Genomic DNA, 16,737 nt, shown 5'->3' on the forward strand with positions numbered 1-16,737 from the left:
GGACTCTTGTCTGTGCATAATGTAAATTTCTGGAGTTGATACAGTTAGAAAATGAAAAAGCCGTCTCTTTTAGGAGACGGCCTTTTGTTGTCCAATCTGTTTTTCCTCGATTTGTTTCATTGCCTTGATACATACCTGATTGAGGTAATTCCAAGGCTTGTTATAATGTGGCTGGAAGAAGAAGTCTGTCATTGCCATTTGTTCGATCGTCATCTTGTTTTGAATGGCGACACTCAATGTGTTCATTGCTTGAGTGAAATCTCCTTCAGAGATAACTTGGGCACCGACGATTCGGTGGGTGTCCATCTCGTACACAACCTTTAGTCTGAGCATGGTATTTTCCGGCATGAATTCTGGCCGGTAGGTATCTTCCAGCAAGGCACTTCCCAATCGGAGACCTGCAGCCGCTGCCGCGGTTTCCGTCAAACCAGTCGCAGCTAGGTTGTGCTGATGAATTTTCAAACCAGAAGTACCCTGGGTACCTTGATGCGCAAGGCGTGGCATTACTAAATTATAAGCAGCCAATGTGCCCATCCTGACAGCATTTGTGGCCAAAGGGACATAAGCTGGTTTTTCCGTAGGGTTGTAGGCGACAGCACAGCAGTCACCTGCAGCGAAAACGTCTTTTTTGCTTGTTTGCATATACTCATCTACGATAATGGCTCCATTATCAAGCATGTCTACTTGTCCGGTAAACAAGGCGGTGTTCGGACGGAACCCGATGCACATAATGACTAAATCAGCGTCATAGCTCGATTCGTCAGTAATTACTTGGCTAACCTTCCCATCCTTGCCCTGGAAGGAGCTAACCGTTTGATCGAGAGCCAAGGAGACCCCCTTTTCGGCAAGTGTTTTTTCGATCGGACTGGTGAATTCCTCATCTAGGTAACGGTTCAGGATGCGGCTTTCACTATCGATCAACGTCACCTGTTTACCAGCCTGTTCGAATGCCTCGACTAGCTCAATGCCGATATAGCCAGCCCCGACCACAACGATATTTTTGGCGGCTTGAGAACGCTCGATGATCTCGTTGGCATGATGGAAGTTCTTGCAAAGCTGTACATTTTCCAGGTCACTCCCTGGAATAGGGGGTGTTACCGGCCAAGACCCAGAAGTTATAATCAGTTTGTCATATTGGTATTTTTTCGTTTCACTCGTTTTTAAATTTTTTGCTGCCAAGGTCTTGTTGTTCGTATCACAGTCCGTTACGACATGCTCCATGTGCATGCGTACACCTTGTTCTTCAAAGCCTTCTACAGAAGCATAGAATAAGCCGTCAGAATCTTTTACGACTCCTCCAACGTATAATGCAATACCACAGGACAAAAAAGAAACATTATCATTTTTTTCAAATACATCTATTTCTGCTTCAGGATACATACTCAAAATATTAGTGATTGCTGCAGTTCCTGCGTGTGTACATCCAATAACAGCTATTTTCATCGAACATCATCCTCCAATGAATAGAAAATATATATTATGTGATAAAGTTCACAAGAATATGTGAAATTAATCACATTTGATTACATACCAAGTATAGTCTCTGAAGGAGCATAAATCAATAAGTTTGTGATAAATTTCACAAAATAGGTCATTAGACCCAAAAAAGATGGAGAAGAGCGCTTTGGTATCCAGTATCTAGATGCGCCCGTGGAAAGCACAAGGTGTCTCTGCAGCGCGTGTTAACAGGATTCTCTATGTATAAAGAGACTTTTCCAGTTTCTATCACCTGGGCCAATTAACAAGCAATAAAGTATGCTGCAAGAGTAAAAAAACCAGCCGCTTATGCGACTGGCTTAAATGTTAAACAGCGTACATTTCTTCTATTTGCTGTTGCAATTTTTTGTCTGCTACATATTCATCGTAGCTCATTTCTTTGTCGATCAAACCTTTTGGTGTGATTTCAATCAAGCGATTGGAAATACTGTCGACAAATTGCTGGTCATGGGAAGTGAATAAGACAGAACCTTTGAAATTGACCAAACCGTTATTTAAAGAAGTGATCGATTCTAAGTCCAGGTGGTTAGTCGGTTCATCCAATAATAAAACATTCGCATTGCTGAGCATCATCTTGGAAAGCATGCAGCGCACTTTTTCTCCCCCGGATAAAACGTTGGACTTCTTCAACGCCTCTTCACCTGAGAATAGCATCCTTCCCAGGAATCCACGCAGGAAGGTTTCTGTTTGATCTTCAGGTGAATATTGCCGCAGCCAGTCTACCAGGTTTAAGTCGCCATTCTTGAAATACTCGGTATTATCCTTCGGAAAATATGATTGCGAAGTGGTTACTCCCCATTTGTATGTTCCTTCATCAGGCTCGATTTCGCCCATCAATATCCGAAGCAGGGTTGTCTTGGCTATCTCATTTTTACCGACAAGTGCTATTTTGTCATCTTTATTCATGGTAAAGCTGACATTATCCAGTACTTTTTCACCGTCAATCGTCTTGGAAAGTCCTTCTACACGAAGCAAGTCGTTTCCAATTTCGCGGCCCGGTGTAAACGCGACATACGGATAACGGCGGGAAGACGGTTTAATATCGTCCAACGTGATGTTATCGAGCATTTTTTTACGGGAAGTAGCCTGTTTTGATTTCGATGCGTTAGCGCTAAAGCGGGCAACGAAGTTTTGCAGCTCCTTGATTTTCTCTTCCTTTTTCTTGTTCGCTTCCTGTGCCATTTTTAAGGCGAGCTGGCTGGATTCATACCAGAAGTCATAGTTTCCGACATAGACTTCAATTTTTCCATAATCGACATCAGCAATATGGGTACATACCTTATTTAGGAAATGACGGTCATGGGATACAACAATTACGGTGTTCTCGAAATTGATCAAGAACTCTTCCAGCCACTGAATCGCATGGATGTCCAGATGGTTAGTCGGCTCATCTAGCAATAAAATATCCGGGTTGCCGAACAAAGCTTGGGCAAGAAGCACTTTAACTTTTTCAGAACCGGTAAGATCGGCCATTTGCTTTGTGTGGAGATCTTCTCCAATACCCAGTCCGTTCAATAGAACAGCAGCATCAGATTCAGCTTCCCAGCCGTTCAATTCAGCGAATTCTCCTTCAAGTTCGGCCGCACGCATGCCATCTTCCTCGGAAAAGTCAGGCTTCATATAAATGGCGTCTTTTTCCTGCATAATCTGGTACAGGCGTTCATGACCCATTACAACGGTTTTTAGTACCTCATATTCCTCATATTCAAAATGATCCTGCTTTAACACAGCCAAACGCTCATCGGGACCAAGGGACACATGTCCGGTTTGCGGTTCGACTTCTCCGGAAAGCACCTTTAAAAAGGTTGATTTTCCGGCACCGTTGGCACCAATCAAGCCGTAGCAATTACCGGCAGTGAATTTTATATTAACGTCCTCAAACAATTTTTTATCGCCATAACGGAGACTTACATTGCTTACATTTATCATAAGTTATAACATTCCTCCAAATAGTATTCCATCCAATCAAGGATAAAGGTTTTGCTGCTTTTAGTCAATGTACTGAATGAAGCCCAATAAACACGATGAAATTTAATAGAAAAACTACAATTAGCCAAAGTACATCTTTTCGGCAATTGTAGTTTTTCTGTAGTTGTTCACCTAGGATAACACTGTCTGTAACTAAACAATCTTTTTACGAAGATATCCGGAAATAATATCAACGATGGTTACCATGACGATAATTCCGAGAAGGATGATACCTACACGGCTCCAATCCCTGGATTGCATGGCGAAAATCAACGGTGTACCGATACCGCCGGCTCCGATGATACCGAGTACACTGGCAGAACGGAGATTGATTTCAAACCGGTACAAGGTGTAAGAAATAAAACCTGGCAGAACTTGTGGAAATACGGCAAACCACAACGTTTGAAGCGGACGGGCACCAGTCGCCTTCAAAGCTTCTGAAGGCCCAAAATCAATATTCTCCACTTCCTCGGAAAATAATTTGCCCAGCATGCCGATGGAATGAAGTCCCAATGCCAGAACACCTGCAAACGAACCAGGTCCGACCATTTTGATGAACAACAAGGCCATGACCAGTTCAGGAAATGTACGGACAAAGCTGAGAAAGAATTTTCCGATACCTGCATTGGCCTTAATTTTGCTCATATTGTTTGCCGCCCAAAAAGCGAATGGAATACAGAGAAAGGCCGAAATAAAGGTACCTAAAATCGCAATGGCCAATGTGTCAAGAAGACCGCGCAGCAAGTCTTCCCCCTCAGGTAAGTAAACGTAGTCCCAGTCCGGCGAAAAGATACCCGAAACGATTGCCTTAGAAATTTGGCCGGCGGTCTCTTTGAACCCCTCTACCGGTACACCGGACAAAGCCCAGATATACAACAAAGCAAGCGCTATAAAGATAACCCAGCGTCTGACGATATTCTTTTTTGGTTTTATTGGTCTAGTTGCACTGCTCATAGTAAATTCTCCCGTAATTTAGTACTGATATAATCAATAATTAAGACAACCAACAACGTGAATATAATAATCGTGCTGACCTTGTCATATTCAAGGAAGCCGAGGGTCCGGTCGTAATATTCTCCGATACCGCCCGCCCCAACAAGTCCTAAAATAGCAGCAGCACGGACATTGATTTCAAAAGAATAAAGTACATAAGAAACGTAGTAAGCGGCAACCTGTGGTACCACAGAAAACATGATCCACTGGATTTTATTAGCGCCGACAGCTGTCATCGATTCCAGCGGGCCTTTGTCGATGCCTTCAATCGCCTCATACGTCAACTTGGCGATGATTCCTGTCGAGAAAATCCCCAGAGCAAATATACCAGGAAGCGGCCCTAGGCCGAAAATGGCAACGAATATTGCCGCCAGTAATAATTCCGGAATGGTACGGACCAGGTTTAAAAGAAAACGGACGGGGTAATACACCCAAGTGGACTTTATCATGTTACTAGCCGAGAAAATCGCAAACGGAATGGCAATGACCGCACCGATTGTCGTGCCCAAAACGGCCATGCGAATCGTGTCGAGCATGGCTCCGATAATGTTGTCAAAGTAGGCCCAATTGGGCGGGATCATTTGGTCCAGAACAGAGAACATGTTTGGAAAGCCTTCAATTAGTTCCTTGAACGTGCTGTCGGTTTGGTAGGCACTGCCCCAAAGCAGAAGCAAAATCAAGATGAACGTAAAATAATGCTTCCATTTGCTAGGTGCCTTCGGAATCTTTTGTTCATTTACTTGATTCATGGGCAGACTCTCCTACTTCTACTTCTTCATCTTCTCTTGTTTCAAGAGGACGGCCGTAAATTTCAGAGAACCTTTCATCGGTTGCTTCTTCGACTGGGCCGTCAAATACAACTTCGCCAGCTTGCAGGCCGATAATTCTGGTGGCATACTGTCTGGCGATATCGATGAAATGCAAGTTTACCACGGTCGTGATACCCAAATCCTGGTTGATTTTTTGCAAGTCATCCATTACTTGTTTCGTAGTTAAAGGGTCAAGCGAGGCAACAGGCTCGTCTGCAAGGATGATTTTGGCTTCCTGCGCAAGTGCCCGGGCAATCGATACCCTTTGTTGCTGACCACCAGAAAGCTGATCAGACCGGGTGTAAGCTTTCTCGACAATATTTACTCGATCCAAAGCGTTGAGAGCAAGATTGACATCCTCTTTTGGGAAGAGGCCAAGGACTGTGCGCAATGTGGAGTGGTAGCCAACGCGGCCGGACAGGACATTTCGGATAACCGTCGACCTTTTTACCAGGTTGAAGTTTTGGAAAATCATCCCGATGTCCCGGCGGGCGATGCGCAAATCTTTCCCTTTTGCTTTCGTGATCGACTTTCCGTCAATGGCGATTTCACCCGAAGTAATTTCGTGCAATCTGTTAATCGAACGGAGAAAAGTAGATTTCCCTGCACCGGAAAGGCCGACAATAACGACGAATTCGCCTTTTTCAATTTTGACATTGATGTTTTTCAATCCTTGTGTACCATTCGGATAAACTTTAGAAACGTTCTTGAATTCTATCACTCTTCATACCAACCTTTACAAGAATTTAATCAAATCTGAGCTGCTGGATGTATCTATTCGTTTACATAAAAGAAAAGCCAGTACGAGATAATATCGACTGGCTGTATTTCATACTATTGGATAGGCTTAATCCCGAAAACGGATGAAACTATTCTGTTTTTACTTTGTCAGAGTATTCTCTTACAATATCAAACTTGCTGTCTTCTGATTCCACATATCCTTCATGTGTATAGATTTCTTTAACAATTTCATGGCCTTCTTCATCTTGTCCGATGTCGATGAAGGCTTCCTTGATTTTATCGCTCCATTCGGAATCCATATCGGAACGGACGGCGATGGTATCGTTAGGGATCATTTCAGTAAACTTAATAACCTTTGTATCTTCAAATACGGTCGGGTAATCTCCCATTACCGTGTTACGCGCATCCTGGAAGACAACTGCCGCATCAACATCACCATTAAGAACGGAGATAACACCTTGGTCGTGGCCTTTGACAGTAACGCCTTGTACATCTTCAAGCGGATCGATACCAGCATCCATCAAAGCTGCCGCCGGCCATACATATCCTGCAGAAGAAGTAACATCCTGGAAGGCAATCTTTTTGCCTTCTAAGTCTTCAATACTTTCAATATCGGAGTCTGCTTTAACGACAAATTCGGATTTGTAACCGTCTACCAGTTCGTCTGTCGGCTGTCCGGTTTCATCATCCACACCGTAACGCTGTGCTTGCAGGATTACTTCTGCTGCACCTTTTTCTTTTGCTAACACATAAGCAGTAGGGGGTAAGAATCCTACGTCAACTTTCTTTGAATCCATAGCTTCTATGATTGTGTTGTAGTTCGTGGATACACTAACCTCAACGGGGATGTCCAGACGTTCACTAAGCAATTCTTCCAATGGCTTTGCTTTGGCTTCCAATGTATCTGCATTCTGGGAAGGGACGAATTGCACCGTCAATTTCTCTGGAACATAAGCCTCTGAACCTTCACCGCTAGCGCCTTCTGCATCATCTGAACCGCCGCACCCACTAATAATACCAGCTGTTAAAGCTAAAGTCGCTCCAACTGTTGCAAGCTTCTTAAACAACATAGGAAAACTACCTCCAATATTTTTTAAAATGTGTTACTCCGTTACTATAGCATAATTTTTGTCATATGATGTAAATAGTTTGTAAAATTTTAAAAAAATTTCCCCGATTTCGATTATAATAGATTTTGCAATTGTTATGATAAATTTAGAGATACAGGAGATAAGCAATCACAGGAGGGAAATCATGCAGACAGCGATTCACGTGTTAGTCACCAGTGATATTCATGGGTATATCTATCCGACTACTTACCGGGACCATACAGACCAGGGGCTGGGACTGGCGAAAATTTCCACCCTGGTAAATAAAAAGAGAGCCTGTGGCAATGTTCTATTGCTCGACAACGGAGACTTGATCCAGGGGAGCCCTTTGACTTATTACCATGCAAAGTATAAACAAGAAGAACCGAACCCGATTATCAAAGTGGCCAATCATATGGGCTATCAATCGTCGGTTTTTGGAAACCACGAATTCAATTATGGGCAGGAATATTTGAAAAATGTGGTCGAACAAGCTGATTTTCCTTGGCTTTCCGCGACAGTTGTCGATGAATCTACCGGAAGGCCAGCATTTGGCAATCCATACATCGTAAAAGGGATTGATGGTGTCAAAGTTGCTGTTCTTGGCTTAACTACTCAGTTCATCCCCAATTGGGAGGAAACCAGGAATATCCAAGGACTTGCGTTTCCCGATGCATTAGAGACGGCAAAAAAATGGGTGGCATTTATCCGGGAAACAGAGGAGCCGGACGTACTGATCGTTTCCTACCATGGTGGGTTTGAACGGGATCTGAGAACCGGAGAACCGACCGAACGGCTGACCGGCGAAAATGAAGGTTATCAAATGCTCCAGGAGTTTGAGGGAGTCGATGTATTGATCACTGGTCACCAACATCGGACAATCGCCGAAACCGTCAACAATATAGCTGTCGTCCAGCCAAGCAATAATGGACAAGTCCTTGGGGAAGTGACATTGTCATTAGAGAAGAGTGATGCTGGCTGGCAATTGAAACAGGCAGCGCCTGCTGTCATAGAAATAGACGAACAAATCAAAGCAGATCAAAAAGTGCTGGATTTAATTGCCGATTTTGAGGAAGCCACACAGGAATGGCTGGATAGTCCGATTGGAAAAATCGAAGGAAGTATGACGATTGATGATCCGATGCAAACACGTTTGCAGGATAATCCATTGATTGAATTCATCAATAAGGTGCAAATGGATGCGGCTGGAGTGGATATTGCCAATACCGCCCTATTCAATAATGATTCACCCGGGTTTGGTGAAAATGTCACCATGCGGGACATCGTTTCGAACTATATATATCCAAACACGTTGAACGTTATCCGGATCAGTGGCCAGGATATCAAGGATGCACTGGAGCAAAGCGCGAAATATTTCCAGGTTGTCGATGGAGAAATCACTGTCAATCCAGCTTTTATCGAGCCAAAACCGCAGCATTATAACTATGATATGTGGGAAGGGATCGATTACCAACTGAAAGTCTCCAATCCGGTCGGGGAGCGTGTGGTCAAACTGGACTACCAAGGCAAGCCGATCGATCTTGACAAGCAGTATGATGTGGTGATGAACAATTACCGTGCTGGCGGTGCCGGCGATTTCGATATGTATCAAGGCAAGCCGCTGATCAAGGATATACCGGTCGACATGACCGAGCTTATTGCTGACTACATATTAAAAAGGAAAACAATTAAAGCTAGTTGTGATCATAACTGGAAAGTAACCATTTAGGTAAAGAAGACGGGTGCAGTTGCGCCCGTTTTCCTTTGTGCTGTAACTGCTTTAAAAAGGTAATGACGCGTTTCTTCTATATCAATTATGAAGCTGCTTTATAGGGAGCGATCACCTTGAGGCATGGGATTGTTTGTTCCTTGGTGCAGATAAATCGCAATTACAGAGGGCAAATTAAATTAAATTGACATTTTAAAAAACGCCAAGCGGAGATTCCGCTTCGGCGTTTCGTTTGATATATAAGCTTTGGCTGAAACTGTCCGGTCAACAGCGCCTATCCCTCTAAGTTTTAAGTCAGTCCTCTGTGTGCCAAAAAGAGCCACTTCGAGCCTATTCTTAAGCTGGTTGGAGGCCCACACGATGTGGATCATCCAGGCATTGCCACAGGAAGTGGTGGATTTAGCCCGTACTCCTTTAAACTTTGTATATCATCTATTTAGATTCTCTCTCCATTTTTAAGTCGTTCAATAAATTCGTTTAAGTCTTCTTTTTTAACGCGCCAATGTCTGCCGATTTTGAATCCGGGAATTTTCCCTTCCTGGACTAATTTATAGGTGGTCATCTCACTTAGCTGCAAGTATTCTGCAACCTGTGAAACGGTCATGATTTCCTTTTCCATAAGGACGCCTCCAAACTGTTAGCATGCTTTTATCATATCATAAATCCGGTTGAATTTTAAAAATCCGACAAATGATTATACTCCATTATAAAAGAATAGATTCAAATTTGCCTTTTTATACTATTTATTAAAAAGGCCATTATAGAAAAGTATATGGAAGGAAATTAAAGCTATTTTTCATTGTTTGCGTTTTCTTGCTATTTTGCGGATAAAGCAAGCTGTGATATGATTCGGTTCGTTGACTCAAACAATTACTTTTTTAAGAATATATATTTTCAAATAGAAAGAGGTGCTCTATTGAATTTACAAAATATCAAGCAGCAATGGTTTGGAAACATTAAAGGAGACGTACTATCCGGTATCGTGGTGGCTCTGGCATTGATTCCAGAAGCAATTGCCTTCTCGATAATTGCTGGTGTAGATCCGATGGTCGGATTGTACGCGTCGTTTTGTATCGCTGTTGTCATTTCATTTGTCGGCGGCCGCCCGGGAATGATTTCCGGTGCGACGGGTGCGATGGCTTTATTGATGGTCACACTAGTGGCTGATCATGGGCTGCAATATTTATTTGCCGCGACGGTCCTGACTGGTATCCTGCAAATTCTGTTCGGTGTGTTTAAACTGGCCGCCGTGATGAAGTTTGTCCCCCGATCGGTTATGGTCGGATTCGTAAATGCTCTGGCAATTCTTATTTTTACCTCGCAACTACAGCACTTTGAAGGAGAAAGCTGGGTAATGTATGCACTAGTCGCATTAACACTAGCAATCATTTATTTATTCCCGCGTATTACGAAGGCAATCCCTTCCACTCTGGTCGCTATTATCATTGTTACAGCTGTTGCGATTTTTGGAGATTTTGGAATCCGTACGGTAGGAGACTTAGGAAACTTGACCCAGCAGCTGCCGGTATTCCTGATACCTTCCATACCATTTTCCCTGGAAACATTGATGATTATTTTCCCTTACTCCTTGGCTTTGGCAATCGTAGGATTGTTGGAGTCGTTGCTCACTGCCAATATCGTGGATGATATGACAGATACTGAGAGTGATAAAAACAAAGAAAGCCGTGGACAAGGCATTGCCAATGTCGTAACTGGATTTTTCGGCGGTATGGCTGGTTGTGCCATGATCGGGCAGTCTGTCATCAATGTGAAATCAGGAGGGAACGGAAGACTTTCATCATTGGTTGCCGGTGTCTTCCTTATGTTTTTGATCATCGCCTTGGGCGGTGTCGTCGTGCAAATCCCGATGGCTGCCCTGGCTGGCGTTATGATCATGGTGTCGATTGGAACTTTTGACTGGTCCTCTTTGCGCAACATTCATAAACTGCCACGTACGGATGCCGCTGTCATGTTGATTACGGTTATTACTGTCGTAGCGACTCATGACCTGTCGAAGGGCGTCCTGGCAGGCGTGCTATTGAGCATGGTGTTCTTCGCTGCCAAGATTTCCAAAGTGAAAGTGCACGAGATTGTGGCACTTCAAGGGGCGAAGAAAGTGTATAAGATAGAAGGCCAAATCTTCTTTGCCTCGGTAAATGATTTACTGGACAAAATTGATTTTAACGATGATGTGAAACAAGTAGAAGTAGACTTATCAAACGCCCACCTTTGGGATGATTCTGCTATTGGGGCATTGGATAAAATCGAGATGAAGTTCGAACAAAATGATACCGAAGTGGTTTATACAGGACTAAATGAGGAAAGTAAGCATTTGAAAAAGCGGATTGGCGGATTATCCAAAGCATCCGGACATTAATAATGACAACTAAAAGAGGTGAAGTGCTTGTTCAAAAATATTTTGCTGGCCACGGACGGATCCGAACACTCGGTTCGTTCCGCTGATCATGCGATACAACTAGCCGAGAATTTTGATGGTCGTATTGAAGTCGTCTATGTTGTCGATGGACAGACATCGAAGCAGGATGTACTGCATAATACGGATAAATATGAGTTAGAGCAAAATAGAAGAGCAAAAGTACAAGGAGTGAAGGAAGTACTGGAACGTTCTAATGTAGAATACCAAATAAACATTCTGCATGGAGAACCAGGCCCGACAATTGTAGATCATACCAATAGCGGAAATTTTGATTGTGTCGTTATTGGTAGCAGAGGTTTGAACAATTTGCAGACGATGATTTTGGGTAGTGTCAGCCATAAAGTGGCTAAGCGAGTGGAATGCCCTGTGCTGATTGTGAAGTAAGTCATCTATTCAGGTGAAATGAAAAATATAAATCCAAGGGGCAGCCCCGTAGGTCGAAAAGAGACCTATAGGACTGCCCCTATTTAACTAGAAATCGGCATCTTTAAAAATCGTCCTTTTAAAAGAATGTAAAAGGTCATAATTGATTGTTATGCTTTTATTCATGTTATAATTGACTTGATTTTAAAGTGTAAGTTCAACAAAAGGAAGGATTGGACAGGTGAAATTATATACGATATGCCGTAGCTGTCGTGGGAAAGGAAGTATTCAAAAAAAATTCTTGTTCTTTCACTTGGAAAATAAATGTCCTACGTGTAATGGGCAAGGGAAGATAATGAAAAAAATATAGCATTCCAGTCATTGCTGGGATCCTCTTCCATTGTGGAGATTATTTGAGGTGGAGGGGGATGCCCGAAGTGTTTTTAATAAAGTTTTTTTACTTGCATATATAAGTAAATCATTATATATTAATATCCGAATCAAAAGGGAGGCGCTTGTATGATAAGGACGGACATTGAAATGGAGAAAGCTGCCATGATCCTCAAATTGTTGGGGGATAAAACTCGGCTTACGATGATGAAGCTGCTTGAGAATCACGATTGTTGTGTTTGTGAATTCGTGGAAATATTCCAGGCGAGTCAACCGTCGATCAGCCAGCATCTCCGCAAGTTGCGAGATGTTGGGATAGTAAAAGAAGAACGCAGGGGGCAATGGATTTTTTATTCGATCAATCAAAACAGCGAGTATTTTCCATTCGTCCAGCAAGTGCTCCTGCAATTACCTGAGCAGGAGGATAAACTAAAAGAGCTAGAAGCAAAAGGGACACGGGTTACGTGTTGCTAATTGGAGGGAATAAACGTTGTCTTTAGCAGTTATAGTAGCATTACTGATTTTTTTGGCTACCCTAGTCCTTGTGATATGGCAGCCGAGAGGGTTATCGATTGGATGGTCTGCCTGCGGCGGGGCTGTCCTTGCATTGCTGGCAGGAGTGGTCGGTCTTAGTGACGTATGGGAAGTAACCCAAATAGTCTGGAATGCTACCCTTGCCTTTGTTGCAATTATTCTTATTTCTTTGATATTGGATGAAATTGGTTTCTTTGAATGGGCAGCTTTACATATGGCGAGAGCAGCCCGCGGAAACGGTGTAAAAATGTTTGTATATGTCAGTTTGTTGGGAGCGATTGTGGCCGCCTTGTTTGCCAATGACGGGGCCGCCTTGATCCTCACCCCGATTGTATTGGCGATGGTGCGCAACCTGAACTTCCAGGAGAAAATGATTTTTCCTTTTATCATGGCGAGTGGATTTATTGCTGATACGACCTCGCTGCCGTTGGTTGTCAGCAACTTGGTGAACATTGTATCGGCGGACTTCTTCGGCATCGGTTTTCTGGAATATGCATCCCGGATGATCATCCCCAACCTGTTTTCATTGGGCGCAACTGTTTTGGTCTTGTTTATTTATTTCAGGAAAAACATTCCCAAACAGTACGACCTGTTCCAGCTAAAAAAACCGGATGAGGCGATAAGAGATCGAAAATTGTTCCGGATCTCCTGGTATGTACTCGGTGTCCTACTCATCGGTTACTTTGTCAGTGAATTCGTCGCCCTTCCTGTTTCAATCGTTGCCGGTGTAGTTGCGGTATTCTTCCTGGTGATGGCCCGTGGAAGCAAGGCAGTAAACACGACAGCGGTGGTGAAGGGTGCACCCTGGGAGATTGTCTTTTTCTCGATCGGTATGTACGTTGTCGTTTATGGCCTGCGGAATGCCGGGCTAACCGAGGTTTTGGCACGAGCTATAGAGGCGAGTGCAGAACAGGGGCTGTTTGTCGGAACGGTAGCGATGGGCTTCATTGCAGCAATTTTATCCTCAATTATGAACAACATGCCGACCGTCATGATTGATGCGCTCGCAATTGCCGAAACCAATACAACAGGCGTCATGAGAGAGGCGCTCATTTATGCTAATGTCATTGGATCTGATTTAGGCCCGAAAATTACACCGATCGGTTCCCTTGCGACCTTGCTATGGCTCCATGTCCTCTCGCAAAAAGGCGTGAAAATCAGCTGGGGCACTTATTTCAAGACAGGGATCATTTTGACGATTCCCATCTTGTTCATTACATTGACAGGACTATTTCTAACGCTATTATTACTATAACTATAAACAAGGAGATGGATAACATGGATAAAAAAACACTTTATTTCTTATGTACCGGTAATTCCTGCCGTAGTCAGATGGCCGAAGGGTGGGGGAAAAAATATCTTGGAGACGAATGGACGGTCAAAAGCGCCGGAATTGAGGCTCACGGGCTGAATCCGAATGCCGTGAAGGCAATGAACGAGGTTGGAATCGATATTTCTGATCAAACATCGGACATAATCGATCCGGAAATTCTTAACAATGCGGATTTAGTTGTTACGTTATGCGGAGATGCGGCAGATAAATGTCCGATGACCCCTCCACAGGTAAAAAGAGAGCACTGGGGTTTCGACGATCCGGCTAAAGCCGAAGGAACAGAGGAAGAAAAATGGAAAGTGTTCCAACGCGTACGTGATCAAATCGGTGAACGCATTCAACGGTTTGCCGAAACAGGAGAATGAAATAAACTTTAATAATCAGGGACAGAAGCATAGTGACTATAACAAAAACCGAGCGAATTCGATTAGCATTTCGAACTCACTCGGTTTTCGTTTTGGCCGCCATGTCTTTCCACAACCTTTTTTAAAATATCCTTCTATCTGGTGGAGTCTTTAGTTCTTTTAACCGAAGGAACGTCTATTCTGCCCAAAGTTAAAATGTGTTAAAGTAAAGAGGAGCATTATCCAGAAAGGATTTGTTTTGATGAGTAAAACTGTAGTACTAGCAGAAAAACCTTCAGTAGGAAGAGATATTGCCAGAGTGCTTAACTGTCATAAACAAGGCAACGGCTTCTTTGAAGGTTCGCAATATATTGTAACGTGGGCGCTCGGCCATCTCGTGACTTTGGCTGATCCGGAATTGTACGACGAAAAGTACAAAACATGGCGGATGGAGGATTTGCCGATGCTGCCGGATCGTCTGAAGCTTGTTGTGATCAAGAAGACCGGTAAGCAGTTCAATACAGTGAAAACCCAGTTGAACCGACAGGATGTAAACCAAATCGTCATCGCAACGGATGCCGGGCGTGAAGGGGAACTGGTAGCACGCTGGATCATTGAGAAAGCACGGGTTAAAAAGCCGGTGAAGCGGTTGTGGATTTCCTCGGTCACCGACAAAGCGATTAAAGATGGTTTTAAGCAGTTGAAACCGGGCAAGCAATTCGAGCATTTGTACGATGCAGCCGTCGCGCGTTCCGAAGCGGACTGGTATGTCGGATTAAATGCTACCAGAGCTTTGACAACCAAGTTTAATGCCCAACTGTCGAGCGGTCGTGTACAGACACCGACACTGGCAATGATTGCCGCCCGTGAACAGGAAATCAAGGACTTTAAACCCCAGGAATATTACGGCATTCAGGCGAAGACAAACAAAGGATTTACTTTAACCTGGCAGGATGAGAAACATAACAGCAGGACCTTTTCCAGGCAGAAAGCCGAGCAAATTCTGAACAGTGTCAAAGGAAAGCCGGCAAAGGTGACGAAAGCTGATAAAAAGCAGAAAAAAACCTTTGCACCGCAGCTGTATGATTTGACTGAACTACAGCGGGATGCCAATCGAATATTTGGCTTTTCCGGGAAACAGACATTGTCACTCATGCAGAAGCTGTATGAACAACATAAAGTGCTGACATATCCGAGGACGGATTCCAGGTATTTGTCCAGTGACATCGTCCCAACCCTAAAGGATAGAGTGAAAGCGTGCGGAGTCGACCAATACGCCAAGCTCGCCAACAAGATCAGCAAACGGGAAATCAAGCTTGGAAAATCTGTCGTCGACAACCACAGGGTCTCCGACCACCATGCCATCATCCCGACGGAACAGCCGGTTGTATTGGCGGATTTAAATGACAAGGAGCGAAAGATTTACGATCTTGTGGTCAAACGGTTCCTAGCTGTGCTGTATCCGCCGCATGAATATGAGCAGACGAAAATCACGGTTGAAATAGACGGCCAAACCTTTACTGCTAGCGGTAAGCGAATTAATAAACAAGGCTGGAAAGAAGTCTATGACAATCGCTATGAAGATGAATACGAACAGGATGAGGACCAGAAATTACCGAATATCGAGTCTGGTGATACGTTTACCGACTTGAAGCTATCCTTAACAAACGGAAAAACCAAGCCACCGGAACGGTTTACAGAGGGGAATCTCCTCCAGGCGATGGAAAATCCGGTCCGTTATATGGCAAAGGATGACAAACACCTGGCCAAAACGATCAACCAAACAGGTGGATTAGGTACCGTTGCTACCCGTGCAGATATAATCGAAAAGCTGTTCAACAGCTTTTATATGGAGAAGAAAGGCAAGCATATTTTCATAACGTCCAAAGGCCGTCAGCTGCTTGATCTTGTACCGGAAGACCTTAGATCCCCTGCCCTGACTGCAGAATGGGAGCAGAAGCTTGGCGAAATAGCGGACGGCAAGCGCAGCAAGGCAGCCTTTATCAAAGAGATGAAAGGCTACGCCAAGCAAGTCGTCCAGGAAATCAAGCACAGCGATGCGACCTTCAAGCATGACAATATGACCGGTACCAAGTGTCCTGAGTGTGGCAAACTGATGCTAGAGGTTAATGGTAAGAAAGGCAGAATGCTTGTCTGTCAGGACCGTTCTTGCGGAAACAAGAAGAACATTGCCAAAAAGACCAATGCGAGATGCCCTAATTGTCACAAACGATTGGAGTTACGTGGAGAAGGAGAAGGACAGATGTTCACCTGCAGCTGCGGTCACCGTGAAAAACTGTCGACGTTCAATGAACGGAAGAAAAAAGAGAAGCAGAATAAAGTCTCGAAAAAAGATGTGAACAAGTATTTGAAGAAGCAGGATGATGAATTCACTAATCCTGCACTTGCCGAAGCTTTGGCGAAATTAAAAAACAAGTAAGTCACAGAAAGACCTTCGTGATTTTTCCGAAGGTCTTTTCTATGGAAATACATACAGTTACTGCTGATCAT

General features: G+C 43.8%; 15 protein-coding genes. 8 read left to right on the plus strand and 7 right to left on the minus strand.

Going from position 1 to position 16,737, the window contains the following annotated elements:
* Positions 1-69: 69 nt before the first annotated feature.
* From BLR82_RS12215 to BLR82_RS12240, 6 genes are all read right to left on the minus strand, one after another.
* Positions 70-1,443, minus strand: a complete 1,374-nt coding sequence (locus tag BLR82_RS12215; protein ID WP_074599732.1) for an FAD-dependent oxidoreductase — start codon at positions 1,441-1,443, stop codon at positions 70-72.
* Between the two features lie 360 nt (positions 1,444-1,803).
* Positions 1,804-3,426, minus strand: coding sequence for an ABC-F family ATP-binding cassette domain-containing protein (locus tag BLR82_RS12220; RefSeq protein WP_074599733.1), 1,623 nt, complete (start codon positions 3,424-3,426; stop codon positions 1,804-1,806).
* A gap of 192 nt (positions 3,427-3,618) precedes the next feature.
* Positions 3,619-4,419: a phosphonate ABC transporter, permease protein PhnE gene (gene phnE, locus BLR82_RS12225; protein ID WP_074599734.1), complete on the minus strand. Its 801-nt coding sequence runs from the start codon at positions 4,417-4,419 to the stop codon at positions 3,619-3,621.
* On the minus strand, positions 4,416-5,207 hold the full coding sequence (phnE, locus tag BLR82_RS12230) for a phosphonate ABC transporter, permease protein PhnE (protein WP_074599738.1): 792 nt from the start codon (positions 5,205-5,207) through the stop codon (positions 4,416-4,418). Before phnE (BLR82_RS12230) ends, phnE (BLR82_RS12225) begins: the two co-directional genes overlap by 4 nt.
* Complete coding sequence (phnC, locus tag BLR82_RS12235; protein WP_074599740.1) at positions 5,191-5,988, minus strand: phosphonate ABC transporter ATP-binding protein; 798 nt, start codon at positions 5,986-5,988, stop codon at positions 5,191-5,193. The genes phnE (BLR82_RS12230) and phnC overlap by 17 nt, the downstream gene beginning before the upstream one ends.
* Before the next feature lie 148 nt (positions 5,989-6,136).
* The gene (locus BLR82_RS12240) at positions 6,137-7,078 is read right to left on the minus strand and encodes a phosphate/phosphite/phosphonate ABC transporter substrate-binding protein (RefSeq protein WP_139186954.1); all 942 of its coding nucleotides are present in this window, start codon (positions 7,076-7,078) and stop codon (positions 6,137-6,139) included.
* A gap of 184 nt (positions 7,079-7,262) precedes the next feature.
* Between BLR82_RS12240 and BLR82_RS12245 the strand changes: the two genes are divergently transcribed.
* Complete coding sequence (locus BLR82_RS12245) at positions 7,263-8,825, plus strand: bifunctional metallophosphatase/5'-nucleotidase (protein WP_139186955.1); 1,563 nt, start codon at positions 7,263-7,265, stop codon at positions 8,823-8,825.
* A gap of 436 nt (positions 8,826-9,261) precedes the next feature.
* Here the strand turns inward: BLR82_RS12245 and BLR82_RS12255 are convergent, their stop codons facing one another.
* Positions 9,262-9,444, minus strand: a complete 183-nt coding sequence (locus tag BLR82_RS12255; RefSeq protein ID WP_074599746.1) for a helix-turn-helix domain-containing protein — start codon at positions 9,442-9,444, stop codon at positions 9,262-9,264.
* Between the two features lie 297 nt (positions 9,445-9,741).
* Here BLR82_RS12255 and BLR82_RS12260 point away from each other — a divergent pair, with 297 nt between their 5' ends.
* From BLR82_RS12260 to BLR82_RS12290, 7 genes are all read left to right on the plus strand, one after another.
* Positions 9,742-11,202, plus strand: a complete 1,461-nt coding sequence (locus BLR82_RS12260; protein ID WP_074599751.1) for a SulP family inorganic anion transporter — start codon at positions 9,742-9,744, stop codon at positions 11,200-11,202.
* Positions 11,203-11,229: 27 nt separating this feature from the next.
* Complete coding sequence (locus BLR82_RS12265) at positions 11,230-11,646, plus strand: universal stress protein (protein WP_074599753.1); 417 nt, start codon at positions 11,230-11,232, stop codon at positions 11,644-11,646.
* 220 nt (positions 11,647-11,866) lie between these two features.
* A complete protein-coding gene (locus tag BLR82_RS21615) occupies positions 11,867-11,995 on the plus strand; it encodes a zinc finger domain-containing protein (protein ID WP_175486803.1) in 129 nt (42 codons plus the stop codon).
* 149 nt (positions 11,996-12,144) lie between these two features.
* Positions 12,145-12,489 (plus strand): ArsR/SmtB family transcription factor, encoded by a 345-nt coding sequence (locus BLR82_RS12275; protein ID WP_074599755.1) that lies wholly within the window; start codon positions 12,145-12,147, stop codon positions 12,487-12,489.
* A 16-nt stretch (positions 12,490-12,505) separates the two neighbouring features.
* A complete protein-coding gene (locus tag BLR82_RS12280; RefSeq protein WP_074599758.1) occupies positions 12,506-13,804 on the plus strand; it encodes an arsenic transporter in 1,299 nt (432 codons plus the stop codon).
* A 23-nt stretch (positions 13,805-13,827) separates the two neighbouring features.
* Positions 13,828-14,247: an arsenate reductase (thioredoxin) gene (arsC, locus tag BLR82_RS12285; RefSeq protein ID WP_074599762.1), complete on the plus strand. Its 420-nt coding sequence runs from the start codon at positions 13,828-13,830 to the stop codon at positions 14,245-14,247.
* A gap of 241 nt (positions 14,248-14,488) precedes the next feature.
* Positions 14,489-16,666, plus strand: a complete 2,178-nt coding sequence (locus BLR82_RS12290; RefSeq protein WP_074599763.1) for a DNA topoisomerase III — start codon at positions 14,489-14,491, stop codon at positions 16,664-16,666.
* Positions 16,667-16,737: the final 71 nt, after the last annotated feature.

It is taken from the genome of Sediminibacillus halophilus, assembly GCF_900103695.1.
Classification (GTDB): Bacteria; Bacillota; Bacilli; order Bacillales; family Amphibacillaceae; genus Sediminibacillus; species Sediminibacillus halophilus.